General features: G+C 68.8%; 16 protein-coding genes. 4 read left to right on the top strand and 12 right to left on the bottom strand.

Annotated elements, in window-relative coordinates; translation table 11 throughout:
• Positions 1-27 precede the first annotated feature (27 nt).
• Positions 28-2220: a TonB-dependent receptor domain-containing protein gene (locus ACR9FL_RS00915; protein WP_436356753.1), complete on the bottom strand. Its 2193-nt coding sequence runs from the start codon at positions 2218-2220 to the stop codon at positions 28-30.
• A gap of 138 nt (positions 2221-2358) precedes the next feature.
• Here ACR9FL_RS00915 and ACR9FL_RS00910 point away from each other — a divergent pair, with 138 nt between their 5' ends.
• Positions 2359-2562, top strand: a complete 204-nt coding sequence (locus ACR9FL_RS00910; protein WP_105563129.1) for a twin transmembrane helix small protein — start codon at positions 2359-2361, stop codon at positions 2560-2562.
• 23 nt (positions 2563-2585) lie between these two features.
• Positions 2586-3158 (top strand): cob(I)yrinic acid a,c-diamide adenosyltransferase, encoded by a 573-nt coding sequence (locus tag ACR9FL_RS00905; RefSeq protein WP_296172468.1) that lies wholly within the window; start codon positions 2586-2588, stop codon positions 3156-3158.
• An 82-nt stretch (positions 3159-3240) separates the two neighbouring features.
• Here the strand turns inward: ACR9FL_RS00905 and ahcY are convergent, their stop codons facing one another.
• Entirely contained in the window at positions 3241-4632 is a 1392-nt protein-coding gene (ahcY, locus tag ACR9FL_RS00900; protein ID WP_296172466.1) for an adenosylhomocysteinase, read from the bottom strand.
• Positions 4633-4856: 224 nt separating this feature from the next.
• Between ahcY and ACR9FL_RS00895 the strand changes: the two genes are divergently transcribed.
• Together ACR9FL_RS00895 and ACR9FL_RS00890 are read left to right on the top strand one after the other, a co-directional pair.
• A complete protein-coding gene (locus ACR9FL_RS00895) occupies positions 4857-6338 on the top strand; it encodes a globin-coupled sensor protein (protein WP_296172464.1) in 1482 nt (493 codons plus the stop codon).
• A 73-nt stretch (positions 6339-6411) separates the two neighbouring features.
• Positions 6412-7752, top strand: a complete 1341-nt coding sequence (locus ACR9FL_RS00890) for a metal-dependent hydrolase family protein (RefSeq protein ID WP_296172461.1) — start codon at positions 6412-6414, stop codon at positions 7750-7752.
• Between the two features lie 52 nt (positions 7753-7804).
• Here the strand turns inward: ACR9FL_RS00890 and ACR9FL_RS00885 are convergent, their stop codons facing one another.
• The 10 genes from ACR9FL_RS00885 to ACR9FL_RS00840 all read right to left on the bottom strand — a co-directional run bounded on the left by ACR9FL_RS00885 (position 7805) and on the right by ACR9FL_RS00840 (position 15490).
• A complete protein-coding gene (locus ACR9FL_RS00885; protein ID WP_436356752.1) occupies positions 7805-8317 on the bottom strand; it encodes a hypothetical protein in 513 nt (170 codons plus the stop codon).
• Between the two features lie 99 nt (positions 8318-8416).
• Positions 8417-9670: a divergent polysaccharide deacetylase family protein gene (locus ACR9FL_RS00880; RefSeq protein WP_436356751.1), complete on the bottom strand. Its 1254-nt coding sequence runs from the start codon at positions 9668-9670 to the stop codon at positions 8417-8419.
• A gap of 97 nt (positions 9671-9767) precedes the next feature.
• Positions 9768-11153 carry a S41 family peptidase gene (locus ACR9FL_RS00875; RefSeq protein WP_296172458.1) on the bottom strand — a complete coding sequence of 462 codons (1386 nt, stop codon included), beginning with the start codon at positions 11151-11153 and terminating at the stop codon, positions 9768-9770.
• A 135-nt stretch (positions 11154-11288) separates the two neighbouring features.
• Positions 11289-12383, bottom strand: coding sequence for a murein hydrolase activator EnvC family protein (locus ACR9FL_RS00870; RefSeq protein ID WP_436356750.1), 1095 nt, complete (start codon positions 12381-12383; stop codon positions 11289-11291).
• On the bottom strand, positions 12383-12847 hold the full coding sequence (gene rlmH / locus ACR9FL_RS00865) for a 23S rRNA (pseudouridine(1915)-N(3))-methyltransferase RlmH (protein WP_296172454.1): 465 nt from the start codon (positions 12845-12847) through the stop codon (positions 12383-12385). Before rlmH ends, ACR9FL_RS00870 begins: the two co-directional genes overlap by 1 nt.
• A gap of 21 nt (positions 12848-12868) precedes the next feature.
• Complete coding sequence (gene rsfS, locus ACR9FL_RS00860; protein ID WP_296172452.1) at positions 12869-13297, bottom strand: ribosome silencing factor; 429 nt, start codon at positions 13295-13297, stop codon at positions 12869-12871.
• A gap of 116 nt (positions 13298-13413) precedes the next feature.
• Complete coding sequence (locus ACR9FL_RS00855) at positions 13414-14001, bottom strand: nicotinate-nucleotide adenylyltransferase (protein WP_436358103.1); 588 nt, start codon at positions 13999-14001, stop codon at positions 13414-13416.
• A 189-nt stretch (positions 14002-14190) separates the two neighbouring features.
• Positions 14191-14808, bottom strand: a complete 618-nt coding sequence (locus ACR9FL_RS00850) for a DUF6655 family protein (RefSeq protein WP_436356749.1) — start codon at positions 14806-14808, stop codon at positions 14191-14193.
• Between the two features lies 1 nt (position 14809).
• On the bottom strand, positions 14810-15250 hold the full coding sequence (locus tag ACR9FL_RS00845; protein ID WP_436356748.1) for a VOC family protein: 441 nt from the start codon (positions 15248-15250) through the stop codon (positions 14810-14812).
• Positions 15251-15253: 3 nt separating this feature from the next.
• Positions 15254-15490, bottom strand: coding sequence for a zinc-finger domain-containing protein (locus ACR9FL_RS00840; protein ID WP_436356747.1), 237 nt, complete (start codon positions 15488-15490; stop codon positions 15254-15256).
• Between the last annotated feature and the right edge of the window lie 8 nt (positions 15491-15498).

Raw genomic sequence — 15498 nt, 5'->3', positions numbered from 1 at the left:
TGTTCAGTTCGGGAAGGAAGCGGCGGATCAGAAGGTGGTCGTCACCGACAGCCAGAGACGACGCGGCTCCTGATTGTTGGCGTAGAGGTTGGTGTAGGCGATCGCGCCGGTGTTCACATTGCTGACGTAGGAGCCGTAGGAGACGAAGTCCTTGTCGAACAGGTTGTAGATCGCGCCGTTGATGGTGACCGCGTCATTGACCTTGTAGGACCCGCCCAGGTGGAAGACCTCATAGGCCTTGTAGTCGCCCCAGGTGGCCTTGGCGCGGCTGCTGGCGCTGTCCTCGCTGCGATAGCGCTCGCTGCGATATTCGCCGCGCAGCCACAGGTTCAGACGGTCGGTGGCGTTCCAGCGCAGGGCGCTGTTCAGGATGTGCTTGGGCGTGTCCGACAGCGGCAGGCCGGCGTCGTCGCCGCTTTTGATCTCGGTGTCGGTATAGGTGTAGTTGCCGGTCAGGCTCCAGGCCTCGGCCAGGTTCCAGCGGAACGAGGCCTCAAAGCCCTGGGTCTCGGCTTCGTCGATGTTGACCGTCTGCGAGAAGGTCTCGACGTTGGGCCAGAAGCCGTAGTCAGCGCAGTTCGGCAGGGCCTGCTGGCCGGCGGCGTATTGTTCCGGCGTCAGGCCGAACGAGCAGTTGTTCAGCGGCTGACCGCTGGCGATCTTGTCGTCGAAGCTGTTGTGGAACAGCGTCAGGCTGGCGCGGAAATTGTCCTGGTTGTCATAGAAGGCGGCCAGCTCGGTCGAGGTCGAGGTTTCCGGCTGCAACGTCGGCGTGCCGATGGTCGGACGCGTGCCCTGGCCGGTGAAACCGGTGATGCCGGGCGCGATCTGGTCCAGGCGCGGGGTCTTGAAGCCCTGGCTGACGCCGCCCTTCAAGGTCCACTGAGGCGTGGCGTTCCACACCAGATAGGCGCGCGGGCTGATGTGGTCGCCGAAGATGTTGTGCTCGTCGTAGCGAGCGCCCAGGGTCAGGGCCAGGCTATCGGTGAAGCGCCACTCGTCCTCGGCGAACAGGGCCCATTGCTGGTGCTCGTAGGGGGCGGGGGCGACGCCGTCGACCATCTCGGCGTCCCAGTACTGGCCGCCGATGGTGAAGGTGTGGTTATTCCAGCGCGAGAACAGCTTGGTGTCGAAGACGGTGTTGGTCGCCGTCAGGGTGCGCGGATCGCCGGCCTTGCCGCCGCCCGGCACGTTGGACGGCAGGATGCGGCCCAGGGTCTCGCGCTCGTTGCGCGACAGGCTGCTCTGGAGCTCGCCGAAGCCCAGGCGCCAGTTGTGCGACAGCACCAGCTCTTCCTGGTTGAACTCCATCTCCGGGCCATAGCCCGAGGTGCCCAGGGTGCCGAGTTGGGCGGTCGAGTTGTCGTACCACTGACGCGTAACGTCATAGTCCAGCATCAGGTCGTGGTCGGCGTGCGGCGTCAGGGTCAGACGGCCGCCCAGAGACCAGATCTCGTTCTCGACCGGCGAAGGACCGCGCTTGGACACGCCGACTTCCGTTCCGGCGTCATTGTCATAGGTCAGGTTAGAAGCATCGCGGGTCTGATAGCGGCCGCGCACGGCCATGCCGAGCAGGTCCTTGACCAGGGGACCGGTGGCGTAGAAGTCGCCGCCGTGCATGTCGCCGAAGCTGGAGTCTTCCTGGACGGTGGCGTTGGCGCTGAAGGCGCCGGTCCAGACGTCGCCGACCTTGCGGGTGATGATGTTGACCACGCCGCCCATGGCGTCGGATCCATAAAGGGTCGAAACCGGGCCGCGCACGACCTCGATGCGCTCGATGGCCGACATCGGCGGGATGAAGCTGGTCGTGGTCTCGCCGAAGCCGTTCGGGGTGATCGAACCGGCGGCGTTCTGACGACGGCCGTCAATCAGGATCAGGGTGTAGTCCGACGGCATGCCGCGGATGGAGATGTTCAGGCCGCCCGTCTTGCCCGCCGAGGCGCCGACATCGACGCCCTCGATGTTGGCCAGGGCTTCAGCCAGGCTCTGGTGGCGTTCGCTTTCGAGCTGCTTGCGCGTCAGGACGCTGATCGAGGCCGGAGCCTGGGTGATGCGCTGCTCGAAGCCCGCGGCCGTGACGACGACGTCGGCGACCTGGGTCGTGGTCTGGGTCTGGTCGATGACGACCTCTTCCGCCGTCGCGGCCTGACCCGTGGCGAGGACGGCCAGCGCGGAGGCGGCCAGAAGGGTCGAGCGACGAGAAGCAGTGAAGGAAGACATAAATGGCCCCGGTTGATTTGCGAGCGCCTCTCAACAGCAATGACGAAGGCGTGACAACCGGGGTGTGCGAATAGGTCGCAATTGCGTCGCAGCGTCACGGCGCTGGCGCGGCTCGAACGGCGGGCCTAGAAGGCGGACATGGAAATCTTCGACATCCTGATCCTCGTCGCCATCGCGGCCGTGACCATCACCCTCGGTTTCGGGGTCTATACCCTGTATCGCGGCGGCGACTTCGCCCGCACCAACTCGAACAAGCTGATGCGCCTGCGCGTCGTGCTTCAGGCCGTGGCCGTCCTGCTGCTGATGGGCGGGCTGTGGTGGAAGTCCACGCACGGCGGCTGATTGAAACCCAGGGGGACAGGCCGATGGTCACGCTGAACAAGATCTACACGCGCACCGGCGACGGCGGAAAGACCCGCCTGGCCTCGGGCGCGCCCGTATCCAAGACCGACCTGAGGGTCGAGGCCTATGGGACGGTGGACGAACTGAACGCCGTCCTCGGCGTGGCCCGCCTGAACAGCGGCCAGAACGACCGCATCGACGCCATGCTGGGCCGCATCCAGAACGAGCTGTTCGACCTCGGCGCCGATCTGGCCACCCCGCTGGAGCCGGCGCCCAAGTGGGAGGCGCTGCGCATCATCGCCGCCCAGGTCGAGCGCATCGAAAGCGAAATCGACTGGATGAACGAGAGCCTGAAGCCGCTGGACAGCTTCATCCTGTCGGGCGGCTCCCCCCTGTCGGCCCATCTGCACCTGGCGCGCACCGTCTGTCGCCGGGCCGAGCGCGACGCTATCCGTCTGATGGAATCGGGAGAGCAGGTGAACCCGGACGCCGTCCGCTATCTGAACCGCCTGTCCGACCACCTCTTCGTCGCCGCCCGCCGCGCCAACGCCAACGGCGCGGCCGACATCCTGTGGAAGCCCGGCGCGACACGCTGAGGCCCCGAAGCCAGGACAGGCCAAAGAAAAACCCCGCGCCGGCGACGGCGCGGGGTTTCTGCTGTCAGGCCTTAGACGGACCTTAGTAGCGGTAGTGTTCCGGCTTGAACGGACCCTCGGTCGGGACCGAGATGTAGTCGGCCTGTTCCTGGGTCAGGGTGGTCAGCTTGGCGCCCAGCTTGGCCAGGTGGAGGAAGGCGACCTTCTCATCCAGGTGCTTGGGCAGGGTGTAGACCGAGTTCTCGTAGGACTTGGCGTTGGTCCACAGTTCGATCTGGGCCAGGGTCTGGTTGGTGAAGGACGCCGACATCACGAAGGACGGGTGGCCGGTCGCGTTGCCCAGGTTCACCAGACGGCCTTCCGACAGCAGGATGATCTTCTTGCCGTCCGGGAATTCCACGTGGTGGACCTGATCCTTGATCTTGTCCCACTTGAAGTTCTTCAGGCCGGCGACCTGAATTTCCGAGTCGAAGTGACCGATGTTGCAGACGATGGCGTTGTTGCGCATGGCGCGCATGTGCTCGACGCGGATGACGTCCTTGTTGCCCGTCGTGGTGACGAAGATGTCGGCCTTGTCGGCGACGTCTTCCAGGGTCTGAACCTCATAGCCTTCCATGGCGGCCTGCAGGGCGCAGATCGGGTCGATTTCCGTCACGATCACGCGGGCGCCGCCGTTGCGCAGCGAGGCGGCCGAGCCCTTGCCCACGTCGCCGTAGCCGCAGACCACGGCGACCTTGCCCGACAGCATGACGTCGGTGCCGCGACGGATGGCGTCGACCAGGCTCTCACGGCAGCCGTAGAGGTTGTCGAACTTGGACTTGGTGACGCTGTCGTTGACGTTGATCGCCGGGAACGGCAGCTCGCCGCGCTCGGCCATCTGATACAGGCGGTGGACGCCCGTGGTCGTCTCTTCCGACACGCCGCCGATGGCGTCGCGGATGGCCGAGTAGAAGCCGGGCTTCTCGGCGATGTAGCGCTTCATCACCGCGAACAGGGCTTCTTCTTCCTCGTTCTGAGGGTTCGACAGGACCGAGATGTCCTTCTCGGCCTTCGGGCCGAGCACGCACAGCAGGGTGGCGTCGCCGCCGTCGTCGAGGATCAGGTTCGGATAGCCGCCGTCAGCCCATTCGAAGATCTTGTGGGCGTAGTCCCAGTATTCCACCAGGGTCTCGCCCTTGGTGGCGAAGACCGGCGTGCCGTTCGCGGCGATGGCGGCGGCGGCGTGGTCCTGGGTCGAGAAGATGTTGCACGAGGCCCAGCGCACTTCGGCGCCCAGGGCTTCCAGGGTCTGGATCAGAACCGCCGTCTGGATGGTCATGTGCAGGCTGCCGGCGATGCGGGCGCCCTTCAGCGGCTTGGCGGCGCCGAACTCTTCGCGCAGAGCCATCAGGCCCGGCATTTCGGTTTCGGCGATGGCGATTTCCTTGTTGCCGAAGTCGGCCAGGGAAATGTCGCGAACGATGTAGTCGGTCATGAAGGGGTTCTCGCGGCGGGGATTTTCAAGGCGCCGCTATAGCGCGCCCGGCCCTCAGGAGCAATCAACACATAAGGATACCTTTATATGACAGGGTGCAGCGCCCCGCGCCGACGCACTAAGGGATTCTACGCAACCCTCTCTTAAGAGGGGCAATACCCCTAAGCTTCAAAGGGATAAGCAGGCGCGCTCCCCTGCGCCGGCGTAGGTAGCGAGACGACATCATGGCGGGCGAAAATATCGGCCACCGCATGGGCTTCATGGGTCTGGGACAGGCCTCCAGCGGCTATCGCGCCATGGGTCCCCTGCTGCGCCGCGAGACGCCGCGCGCCCTCGCCGCCTTCTATGACCGGGTGCGGGCCGAGCCGACGACCCGCCGTTTCTTCCGCGAAGAGGCCCACATCGCCGCCGCCAGCAAGGCCCAGGAGCGCCACTGGGACGCCATCATCGACGGCCGCGCCGACGAGGACTACGCCAAGTCCGTGCGCACCATCGGCCATGTCCACGCCCGCATCGGCCTGGAGCCGCGCTGGTACATCGGCGGCTACAGCGTCATCCTGGCCCACCTGACCCGCGCCATCGCCGCCCGTCCCCGGAAGTTCTGGGCCAACAGGCGCGAGCACGACCGCGTCACCGCCGAGGCGATCGCCGAGCTGACCCAGCGCGTCATGCTGGATATGGACCTGGCCATCTCCATCTACCTCGACGTGCTGCAGGAGCAACGCGACAAGGTCCAGGCCGCCCATGACGAGGCCGAGGCGCGTCAGACCGAGGTGGTTCGCGCCCTGGGCGCCGCCCTGCACGACCTGGCCGAAAACGACCTGTCGACCACCATTCCGGGCGTCTTCCCGGAACAGTACCGCAGCCTGCAGAACGACTTCCACGCCGCCACCCGCGCTCTGCGCACCGCCGTCCGCGCCGTGGCCGACAGCGTCGAAAGCCTGAGCGCCGGTTCGAACCAGCTGGCCACAGCCTCGGAAGACCTGGCCAGCCGCACCGAGCGTCAGGCCGCCAATCTGGAGCGCACGGTCAACGAGGCCGACGCCATCGCCCGCGCCGTGGCCTCGACCGCCGACAACGCCCGCCAGACCGCCGAGGCCCTGGCCGCCGCCCGCGTCGACGTCGAGGAAAGCAGCCAGGTGGTCGGCGAGGCGGTCAACGCCATCCACGCCATCGCCGAATCCTCGACCGGCATCGCCCGCTTCACCAGCCTGATCGACGAGATCGCCTTCCAGACCAATCTGCTGGCTCTGAACGCCGGGGTCGAGGCCGCGCGCGCCGGCGACGCCGGTCGCGGCTTCGCCGTCGTGGCCCAGGAAGTCCGCGCCCTGGCCCAGCGCTCGTCGGAGGCGTCTGGCGAGATCCGCAGCCTGATCTCGACCTCCTCGGCCCAGGTGGCGCGCGGCGTCGACCTTGTGGAACGCACCGGCGAGGCGCTGGAACGCATCGGCGGCCGGGTGGTGGCCATCGACGGCCTGGCCGGCGGCATCGCCGGCTCGGCCCAGGAACAGGCCGAGGGCCTGGCCCGCGTCCGCCGCACCATGGGCGAGATGGACGACATCACCCAGCAGAACGCGGCCATGACCGAAGAAGCCACCGCCGCCGCCCGCCAACTGGCCAACGAGGCCGTCAGCCTGAACCAGCAGGTCGGCCGCTTCCGTCTGGATCGCGCCGCCGCCGCCCCGCACCTGCGTGCAGTGGGCTGAGCCCGCTTTAGACACTGGCGTCCAGCCCCGGACGCGGCTTAACTCCCCCCAGTTCGAAGGGGGAGTTTCGACCATGAAGACCATGCTGACCGGCGCCGTCTGCGCGCTTGCGCTTGCCGCAGCCCTGGCCACCGCCTTGCCCGCCGCCGCCCAGACCGCTGCGCCCGAGGCCGGCGCCGTGACCCTGATCCAGGCCGGGCGGCTGCTGGACCATCCCGGCCGCGCGCCGCGCGGGCCGTCGACCCTGGTGGTGCGCGACGGCAAGGTGGTCGAGATCCGCGACGGCTTCGTCGACGCCGCCGCCTTCCCCGGCGCGACCGTGGTGGACCAGCGCGACCGATTCGTCCTGCCCGGCCTGATCGACAGCCATGTTCACCTGGTGTCCGACGTCGCCGGTCAGGCCGGCTTCCTGGCCGAGATCACCGACAACCTGCCGTCGCGCGCCTACAGCGCCGCCATGAACGCCCGCAAGACGCTGATGGCGGGCTTCACCACCGTCCGAAACCTGGGCGACAGCGGCGGCGTCACCCTGGCCCTGCGCGAGGAGACGGCGGCGCACCGCCTGCCCGGTCCGCGCATCATCGACGCCGGCGCCAGCATCTCAACCACCTCGGGCCACATGGACGGGCGGCTAGGCTTCAACGACGACTTCCGCGAGCACATTGCGCACGACAACGTCTGCAACGGCGCCGAGAGCTGCCGCGAGGCCGTGCGGCTGCAGGTCGGGCGGGGCGTCGATCTGATCAAGATCGCCACCACCGGCGGGGTCAACAGCCGCATCGGCGCCGGCCTGGGCGCCCAGATGTTCGACGACGAGGCCAAGGCCCTGATCGACACGGCCCACCTCTATGGCAAAAAGGTCGCCGTCCACGCCCACGGCGTCGACGGCATCAACCTTGCCCTGCGCATGGGCGCCGACTCGATAGAGCACGGCACCATCTTCGACGACGAGACCCTGCAACTGCTGCGTCGTACCCGCGCCTATTACGTCCCGACCCTGTCGGTGGTGAACGGCTACACCGAGCGGCTGGCCGCCGATCCCGAGGCCTATCCGCCCGAGGTCCTGCCCAAGATCCGTTGGCGCATCGAGATCACCGGCCAGTCGCTGCAACGCGCCGTGCCCGCCGGCGTCCGCATCGCCTTCGGCACCGACGCGGGCGTATCCAAGCACGGCCGCAACGCCGACGAGTTCGAACTGATGGTCAAGAACGGCATGACCCCCGCGACCGCTATCGAGGCCGCCACCGTCAACGCCGCCGACCTGCTGGGCCTGTCCGAAGAGGTGGGCGTGCTGGAGCCCGGCAAGCGCGCCGACGTCATCGCCGTGGCGGGCGATCCGCTGACCGACGTCACCACGCTGAAAACCGTGGCCTTCGTCATGCGCGACGGCCGGATCTACAAGGACGAGCGCTAGGGCCGACGCGCCACGGCGTGTGGCCCCGGCCTGGCTGCCGCCGACCGGACGGTCATTCGCGAGACACGGTCAGGTGAAAGGTCCCGGTCTCATTTCGGCGCGCCATGGCGCGCGGCTGGAAGGGAAGAATGACGAAGGTCATGTCGCGATCCGCCTTCAGCCTGGCCGTTCCGCCGTCGATTTCGCCTCGGTGCAGGGCCGCGCCGCTGTGGTCGGCGGCGTCGCTGACATTGACGTAGAGGTTGGCGCTGTCGGACTGGAAGGTCACGGTCAGGGTCTGTCCGGCGGCGACCGGCACGGCATAGACCGGCGCCTTGTAGCCGACGACCGCCCCCGTGACGGTGGTTGAGCCGCTGCGGTCGAACGTCAGGGGCGTCAGTGCGCCCCCGTTCGCTGTGAACTGTTGGGCGTTGGCCATGTCCACGGGCGGCAGGGCGGCAGGGGCTGGAGCAGCGGCAGGCGGCGCGGGGGGCGTCTCGGCCTTTTCCGGTTCGCCAGAACCGCACGCGGCCAGCAGAGCCAGTCCAGTCAGACCGAACACGGAGGACGGGATCAGTTTCAGCATCGAGAAGCTCCGACGTTTCATGGTTGAAAGGATGTCATGTCCGCCAACCACTATGGCGGCTGACCGGTTCATTGGCATCCGCCCTTCGATGGGCCGATGCTACCGTCCCGGTCGCCGGGTCATGGCCGAGGCTGGGGCCAGTTGCAGGCCGCGTGCTTCGAGGCCGGCCGTCCAGCGGGCGGCGGCTTCGACGGTGACGGGATAGGAGAAGCCGGTTCCAAGCGCCGCGCCACGCGTCTTGGCGGCGGCCTCCAGGGCGTTCAACTGGCCCATGATGGCGGCGGGGCTCTGCTGCTCGTCGATGATGCGGTCGGCGCTGGCGCGGGCGAAGGCGCCGGGCTTCCTGCGCATGGAGCCGTCGTCGAGGAAGGCCACCCCGCGCTGGCGCAGCACGCCCAGCATGGCGCCCATGCCCTCGTCCGAGGTCGCGAAACGGTCGCCCAGATAGTTGGTCACGCCGAAGTAGCCCGTGGCGCGGCCCAGCAGCCAGTCCAGCTTGGCCTCGACGTCGTCGGCGCCGCCGCTGGACAGCAGGGTATAGGGACCGGGGTCGTTGTCGGGATAGCCGGTCGGCTCCATCGGCAGCTCGATCATCACCTCGTGACCCTGGGCGCGGGCCATGTCGATCCAGGCCTGAAGCCCCTCGGCGTAGGGCACGAAGCTGAGCGTCACCTCGGCGGGCAGGCGCTCGATGGCGGCGCGGGTGGTGACGGCGTTCAGGCCCAGGCCGCCGACGACCAGGGCCACCATGGGCTTGCCGTTCGAGCGGAAGGGCCGGGCATAGGCCTGGGCCGGGACGCGACCGTCGGGCGCGATGCGCGGCAGGGGACCGTTGGGGCCTGGCGAGAACAGGCCCGCGATCGGGGCCTTGGGCAGGGGGTTCGAGGGCGCGCGCACCGGGGCGGCGATGGCCGAACCGCCCGCCACGCTGGCGCCGTCCGGCAGGGTGATCAGGGCCTCGCCGCCGGCGGCGCCATTGGGGTCCAGCAGGGCGGGATCGCCGCCGGCCATGTCCTGATAGAGGTCCAGGCCGCTCATGGCGAAGGCGTCGGCGCCGGTCGGCGCGGTCTCGGTCACGGTCGGGCGCTGCAGGGCCACACGGGCCGAGGGCGCCCCCGCGCGCGGATCGCCCAGGACAGCCACGAACAGCACCCCGGCGGCCAGAACGAAGACGCCCGCGGCGGCGACCGCGACCGGCGGCTTCTTCAGCGCGGCGACAAGGGTGTCCAGCGTCACGCGCGAGCGCGCCACCGGCGGCAGGCCGGCGGCGGCGGCGAGAGCGGACTGGCGCTTGGCGAACATGGACAGGGCGGCGCTCGAACGACGGTGACGGGGCGGAGAACCGCACGACACGGTTCCCCTCGCCTTCACTTATCCCCAGCGCCGGTTAAGAAACCCTAACGGCCCGTTCACCACGTTGACGCCCTGCCCCGGATCGGGCCGGTTGGGATCAGTCCGGCGTCGCGTCGTCCGGCGCATCAGTATCGACCTCGGCCGTTTCGACCGGCTTCGTGCCCGGCGCGGTGACGACGATAGTGTCGGGCGCGGCGGCCAGTTTCGTCAGGTCTCCGCCGGCGCGCAGCACGTCCAACGCGCGTTGCAGCTGATAGTCCTTGGTCTTGTCGAAGTCCTTGCCCGGCGCTTCGTGCGGGGTGTGCGGCCCCTTGCGCTCGGCGCCGATGGAGGAGTCCAGCGCCGTGGCGTAAGCGGCCTCGGAATAGATGAAGCTGGAGCGCGAGACGATGCGGGCCTCGGCCTCGGAACGCGCCACTTCCAGATCCGGCTCGATGCCGATCTTCTGGATCGAGCGACCCGACGGCGTGTAGTAGCGCGCCGTGGTGATCGACAGGGCGCCGTCCTGGCCCCCGCGCAACGGGATGACCGTCTGCACCGAGCCCTTGCCGAAGCTGGTCAGGCCCACGACCGTCGCCCGTTCCTGATCCTTCAGGGCGCCGGCGACGATTTCCGACGCCGAGGCCGAGCCGTAGTTGATCAGGACCACCAGCGGCAGGCCGCCGGTCAGGTCGCCCGGCTTGGCGGCGTAGCGCTCGATGTCGTCGGGCTTGCGGCCGCGCTGGCTGACGATCTCGCCGCGCTCCATGAAGGCGTCCGACACGTCGATGGCGGCGTTCAGCAGGCCGCCGCCGTTGTTGCGCAGGTCCAGGACGAAGCCCTTGAGGCCCGGCTTCTCGCGCTTCAGCCGTTCGATGGTCTCGGTCAGTTCGCGGCCGGTGTTCTCGTTGAAGGTCGAGATGCGCAGATAGCCGAAATCGCCTTCCAGACGCCCGGTCACGGATTCGACCTTGATAACCTCGCGCACCAGGACCACTTCGCGCGGCTCCTCGCCGTCGCGCAGGAAGGTGACGGTGACGCTGGCGCCGATGGCCCCGCGCAGCTTTTCGGACACCTCGGACACCGTCAGGCCGGCGGCGTTCTGACCGTCGATGGCGCTGATGACGTCGCCCGCCTGGACCCCGGCGCGACCGGCCGGGCTGTCGTCCATCGGCGAGATGACCTTCACCAGACCGCCCTCGGAGGTAATGGTCAGGCCGACGCCCGAATATTCGCCCGTGGTCCGCTCGCGCAGGTCGCCATAGGACTTGGGCGGCAGATAGTTGGAGTGGGGGTCCAGCGCCGTCATCATGCCCGACAGCGCCGCCTCGATCAGCTTCTTGTTGTCGACCGGGACCACATAGGCCTGCTCGACGATGCCCAGGACGTCGCCGAACATCTGCAACATGCGGAAGGTCTCGTTGCGCGGGGTCTGGCTGGCGACAGCCGCCGCCGATCCGCCCAGAGCCAGGGCGGCGCAACCGATGAGAAGCAGTTTACGCATTCGGTGTCTTTCCATCGGACCCGCGCGGGCTCCGGTCGTCCAGGGAGGCGCAGGCGTTCGCAACGCCGACGTCAGATATGCCGATACAATCAGCCTCGGCGCGGATTTGAAAGGACTTTCGCGCGTTTGCGGCCGCTACTGCAGCCAGGGCGCCGGGTCGATAGGGCGTTCGTCGCGGCGCAACTCGAAATAGGCCTCGCCGTCCTCGCCGGTGCGGCCCAGGGCCTGGCCGTCGGCGACGCGCTGACCGGTGTCCACCGACAGTTGATCCAGACCGGCCACGACGACGCGCCAGCCGGGGCCGAGGTCCAGGATGACCACCTCGCCCCACTCCTTCAGCGGCCCGGCGTAGGCGACGCGAGCGGGGGCAGGCGCAGCGATGACCTCGTGGCTGGAGCGCCAGCGCCAGCCACTGGAGCCGCCGCCGAAGCGCTGCGACGGCGCGCCCTGGACCGGGGCGGTCAGGCGGCTGCGTCCGGCCGGCAGGCGGGCGGCGGGGGCCTCGACCACGGCCTCGGCGACGACCGGCGCCTGGCCGCCCAACTCGCGGATGCGGGCCTCCAGAGACCGCGTCGCCCGCTCCGCACGAGAGGCTTCGGCGCGCAGGACGGCGCGCAGGGCCACCTTGCGGGCCGACAGGCTTTCGATCTCGGCGCGGCGGTCGCCTTGGGCGCTCTCGACGGTGAACAGACGCTCGCTGGACAGGGCCGCCAGGCGGCGAATGCGGGTGACCTCGGCCTGACGCTCGACCAGGGTCTTGGCCCGCGCCTGAAGCTCGGGCGTCATGGCCCGGATCAGGATGGAGGCGCGCACCGTGTCCACCGCCTTGTCCGCCGGGATCAGCAGGGGCGGCGGCGGCTTGCGGCTCATCATTTGCAGGGCCGACAGCAGACGCCCCTGCCCGGCCCGCTCGCGCGACAGCGAGGCGACCAGAGCGGCTTCCCGGTCGCTCAGTTCCCTGAGGCGGGCGCGCTGGGAATCCAGCTGGACGTCGTCCGCGGCTTCGGCCCGGCGCAGTTCGGCCAGTTGCCGGTCCAGATCAACCACCTCGTCTCCGGCGGCGGCGGCTTCGGCGCGCAGGCGCCGGGCGCGGGCGGTCTCGTCGCGGTATTCGGCCTGGAGCCGGGTCAGTTCAGGATTGGGCGCGGCGGCGCGCTGGCTCGACGCGGGACCCGCCAGCATCAAGGCCAGCCCCGTCGAGATCAGGATAACCCCCGCCCCCCGGCGCATCAGTCGCGGTGATAGGGGGAGCCGGACAGGATGGTCACGGCGCGGTAAAGCTGTTCGGCCAGCATAGCGCGGGCCAGGGCGTGAGGCCAGGTCTGAGGTCCGAAGGCCAGGGTCGAGCGGGCGGCGGCGCGCACGCTGGGGTCCAGACCGTCGGCCCCGCCGATGGCGAAGACCAGCCGCCGCTCGCCCTGATCGCGCAGGGCGGCCACGTGGTCGGCGAAGGCGCGCGAGGAATAGGTCTTGCCGCGCTCGTCACAGGCGATCAGGTGCGCGCCCTCGGCGGCGGCCAGGATCAGCTCGGCCTCGGGGGCCTTGCCGGATTTGCGGGGTTCGAGATCCAGCAGTTCGAGCGGCCCCAGCCCCAACGGACGACCCGCCAGGGTCGCCCGTCGGGCGTAGTCGTCGGCCAGGGCGGCCTCGGGACCGCGGCCCGGCTTGCCGATGGCCGCGATCGCCAGCTTCATGGGGTCAGCTCAGTCCGAAGATCAGGCGGCGCCGGCGCCGCGGTGGGCGCTGTCGACGGCCCAGATCTTCTCAATGTTGTAGAAGGTGCGCACTTCGGGACGGAACAGGTGGACGATGACGTCGCCCGCATCCAGCAGCACCCAGTCACAGTGAGGCAGACCCTCGACCTTGACCTTGCCGAGGCCCATTTCCTTGAACAGGCGCAGCAGGTGGTCGGCCAGGGCGCCGACGTGACGGTTCGACCGCCCCGAAGCCACGATCATGGCGTCGGACATCGGGCTTTTGCCGCGCAGGTCGATGAGGACCATGTCGAGGGCCTTGTCGTCGTCAAGCTTGGCGATGACGGCGCGTTCCAGCTCGGTCAGGCCGACCGGAAGCGGGGCTTGATCGCCGGTACTGGGGCCTTCGGCTTGACCGTCTTCGGAATGGACGGAATCCATCGGGTCCATTTCGTGGGCCGCGTTGGAAACGGCGGCGTCTTGCGCATCGTGCGCGGGCGAGGGGGTCAGCGGAGGGCTCCGGGGAGATTACTAAAGGGGCAAACTAGCACGTTCCCGCCGAAAGGTCACCCACCGCCGGGAATCAGCCCCTCGCCCCGCCGAATCGCCGAGGACGAGCGTGGATTCAGCGGCGCCGTCAGATAGGTCCAGGCGGGCGCCTGCAAGCTGGGCAGCAGACCCGCGCGCGGCGCCGGAATACGGAACCGGGCATAGCGCGAGGCGGCCGGCGCCGTGCGACTGTCTAGTTGGCTGCCCGGCCGGGCGATCACCGCCACCGGCATCAGATGCATGATGTCGGTCCAGCCCCGCCAGCGATGGAAGCTGGCCAGGTTGTCCGACCCCATCAGCCAGACGAACTGAACGCCGGGATAGCGAGCCTTGAGCATCCGCAGGGTGTCCACGGTCCATTGGGTCCCGGCGCGGGTCTCGAAGTCCGAAACGATCATGGCCGGACCGACCGTGGCGGCGACGGCCCGGGCCGAGGTCATGCGGGCCTCCAGCGGCGCCGTTTCCTGGTCGGACTTCAGCGGGTTCTGCGGCGAGACCAGCCAGACCACTCGGTCCAGGTCCAGACGCCGCATCGCCGTCTCGGCCACGTGGGCGTGGCCGTCGTGGGCCGGATTGAAGGAGCCGCCGAACAGGCCGACCTTCATGCCCGCCTGCAGGCCCAGACCGTCGCGCAGGGCGCCGGGGCGAGGACCGAGGCCTTTCGGCGCGGGACCGGCGTGGAAGAAGGACAAGGGCGGCTCTTTGGCGGCGACGACGAGAGGACGGACTTATGCTCACCCGCGCCCTAACACGCCGTGGCGGCCCTGTCTCGCGTCAGCGGACGGACGAAAGTCTCAGAACTCTTTCCAGCTCGAACCCGGATCGCGCTCGCCGGGCTGGGCCAGTTGCTGGCCCCAGGTCACGACCATGAAGGCCTTGTGGCTGCGGATCTTGTACTGGCCGATCATGGGGGCCACCGCGCCCAGCGGCAGGCCGGTGCGACCATCGTAGAGGAAGCCCGAAAACTCGGCCACGCCCATGCGGTCGCGGTTGGAATAGATGGACAGCTCGGGAATGGAGACGACGTTCAGCGTCTCGTTGATCGGCACCCGCATGTCGGGAATGCCGAAGACCCGGCGCATCTGTTCCAGCGACAGGGCGCCGGCCCGGACCTCGAAGATGGCGTCGGCGCTGTCGCGGTCGCGGCTGATGGCGTAGCCCGCGTCCGACAGGGCGGCGCGGATGGCGCTCAGCGCATAGCGGGCGTTCTCGGCCTGGAAATAGGTCTCGTCGATGAAGACGCGCGCGCCTTGCGGAATCGGCAGGGTCAGACCCTCAACCGCGCGGTCGGCGGCGCGGTTGACCAGCAGCATGTCGGTGGCGGTCCGCGCCGGATTGGTCTCGGTCACCGAGGCGCAACCGGCCAGGACGGCGGTCGCCGTGAACAGCGAGATCAGGCGCGCGGTCGTCAAATCACCAGGCTCCGACGTTGGGCATGGAGGCCCAGGGTTCGGCCGGGGCCAGACGCTCGCCGGCCTGCAGCAGTTCGACCGAAATGCCGTCGGGCGAGCGGATGAAGGCCATGTGGCCATCGCGCGGCGGGCGGCTGATCGTCACCCCGCCGTCGGCCAGACGCTGGCAGGCGGCGTAGATGTCCTCGACCTCGAAGGCCAGGTGGCCGAAGTTGCGGCCGCCCTGATAGTCCTCGGGGTCCCAGTTGAAGGTCAGCTCGACCTCGGGCGACTTCTCGGACTCGGCGCGGCCGACATCCTGCGGCGCGGCCAGATAGATCAGGCTGAAGCGACCGGCTTCGCTGTCCATCCGGCGCGTCTGCACCAGACCCAGCAGGTCACGATAGAAGTGCAGCGACGCCTCCAGGTCCTTCACGCGGACCATGGTGTGCAGGTAGCGCATGCCTCAGTGGGCCTCGGGCGGACGGGCCGCCGGGTCCAGGTATTCGCTCTCGGGGTGCGGATGGTCCGACAGGACGAAGCGGCGGTCGCAGTAGCCGCACTCGATGGAGCTCTCCTCGCCCATCTCCAGATAGACCAGCGGATGGCCGAGGACGCCGCCGCCGTCGCAGGCGACGCGCTTCGTCGGCACGACGATCTCTTCGGGGGCGGGGATGACGGCGTCGGTATGGCGGGGAGGCATGGGTCCGG

This window comes from Brevundimonas sp. CEF1, from assembly GCF_051353055.1.
Classification (GTDB): domain Bacteria; phylum Pseudomonadota; class Alphaproteobacteria; order Caulobacterales; family Caulobacteraceae; genus Brevundimonas.
The sequence above is the reverse complement of the archived record's forward strand: the minus strand, read 5'-3'. Positions and strand labels throughout refer to the sequence as shown.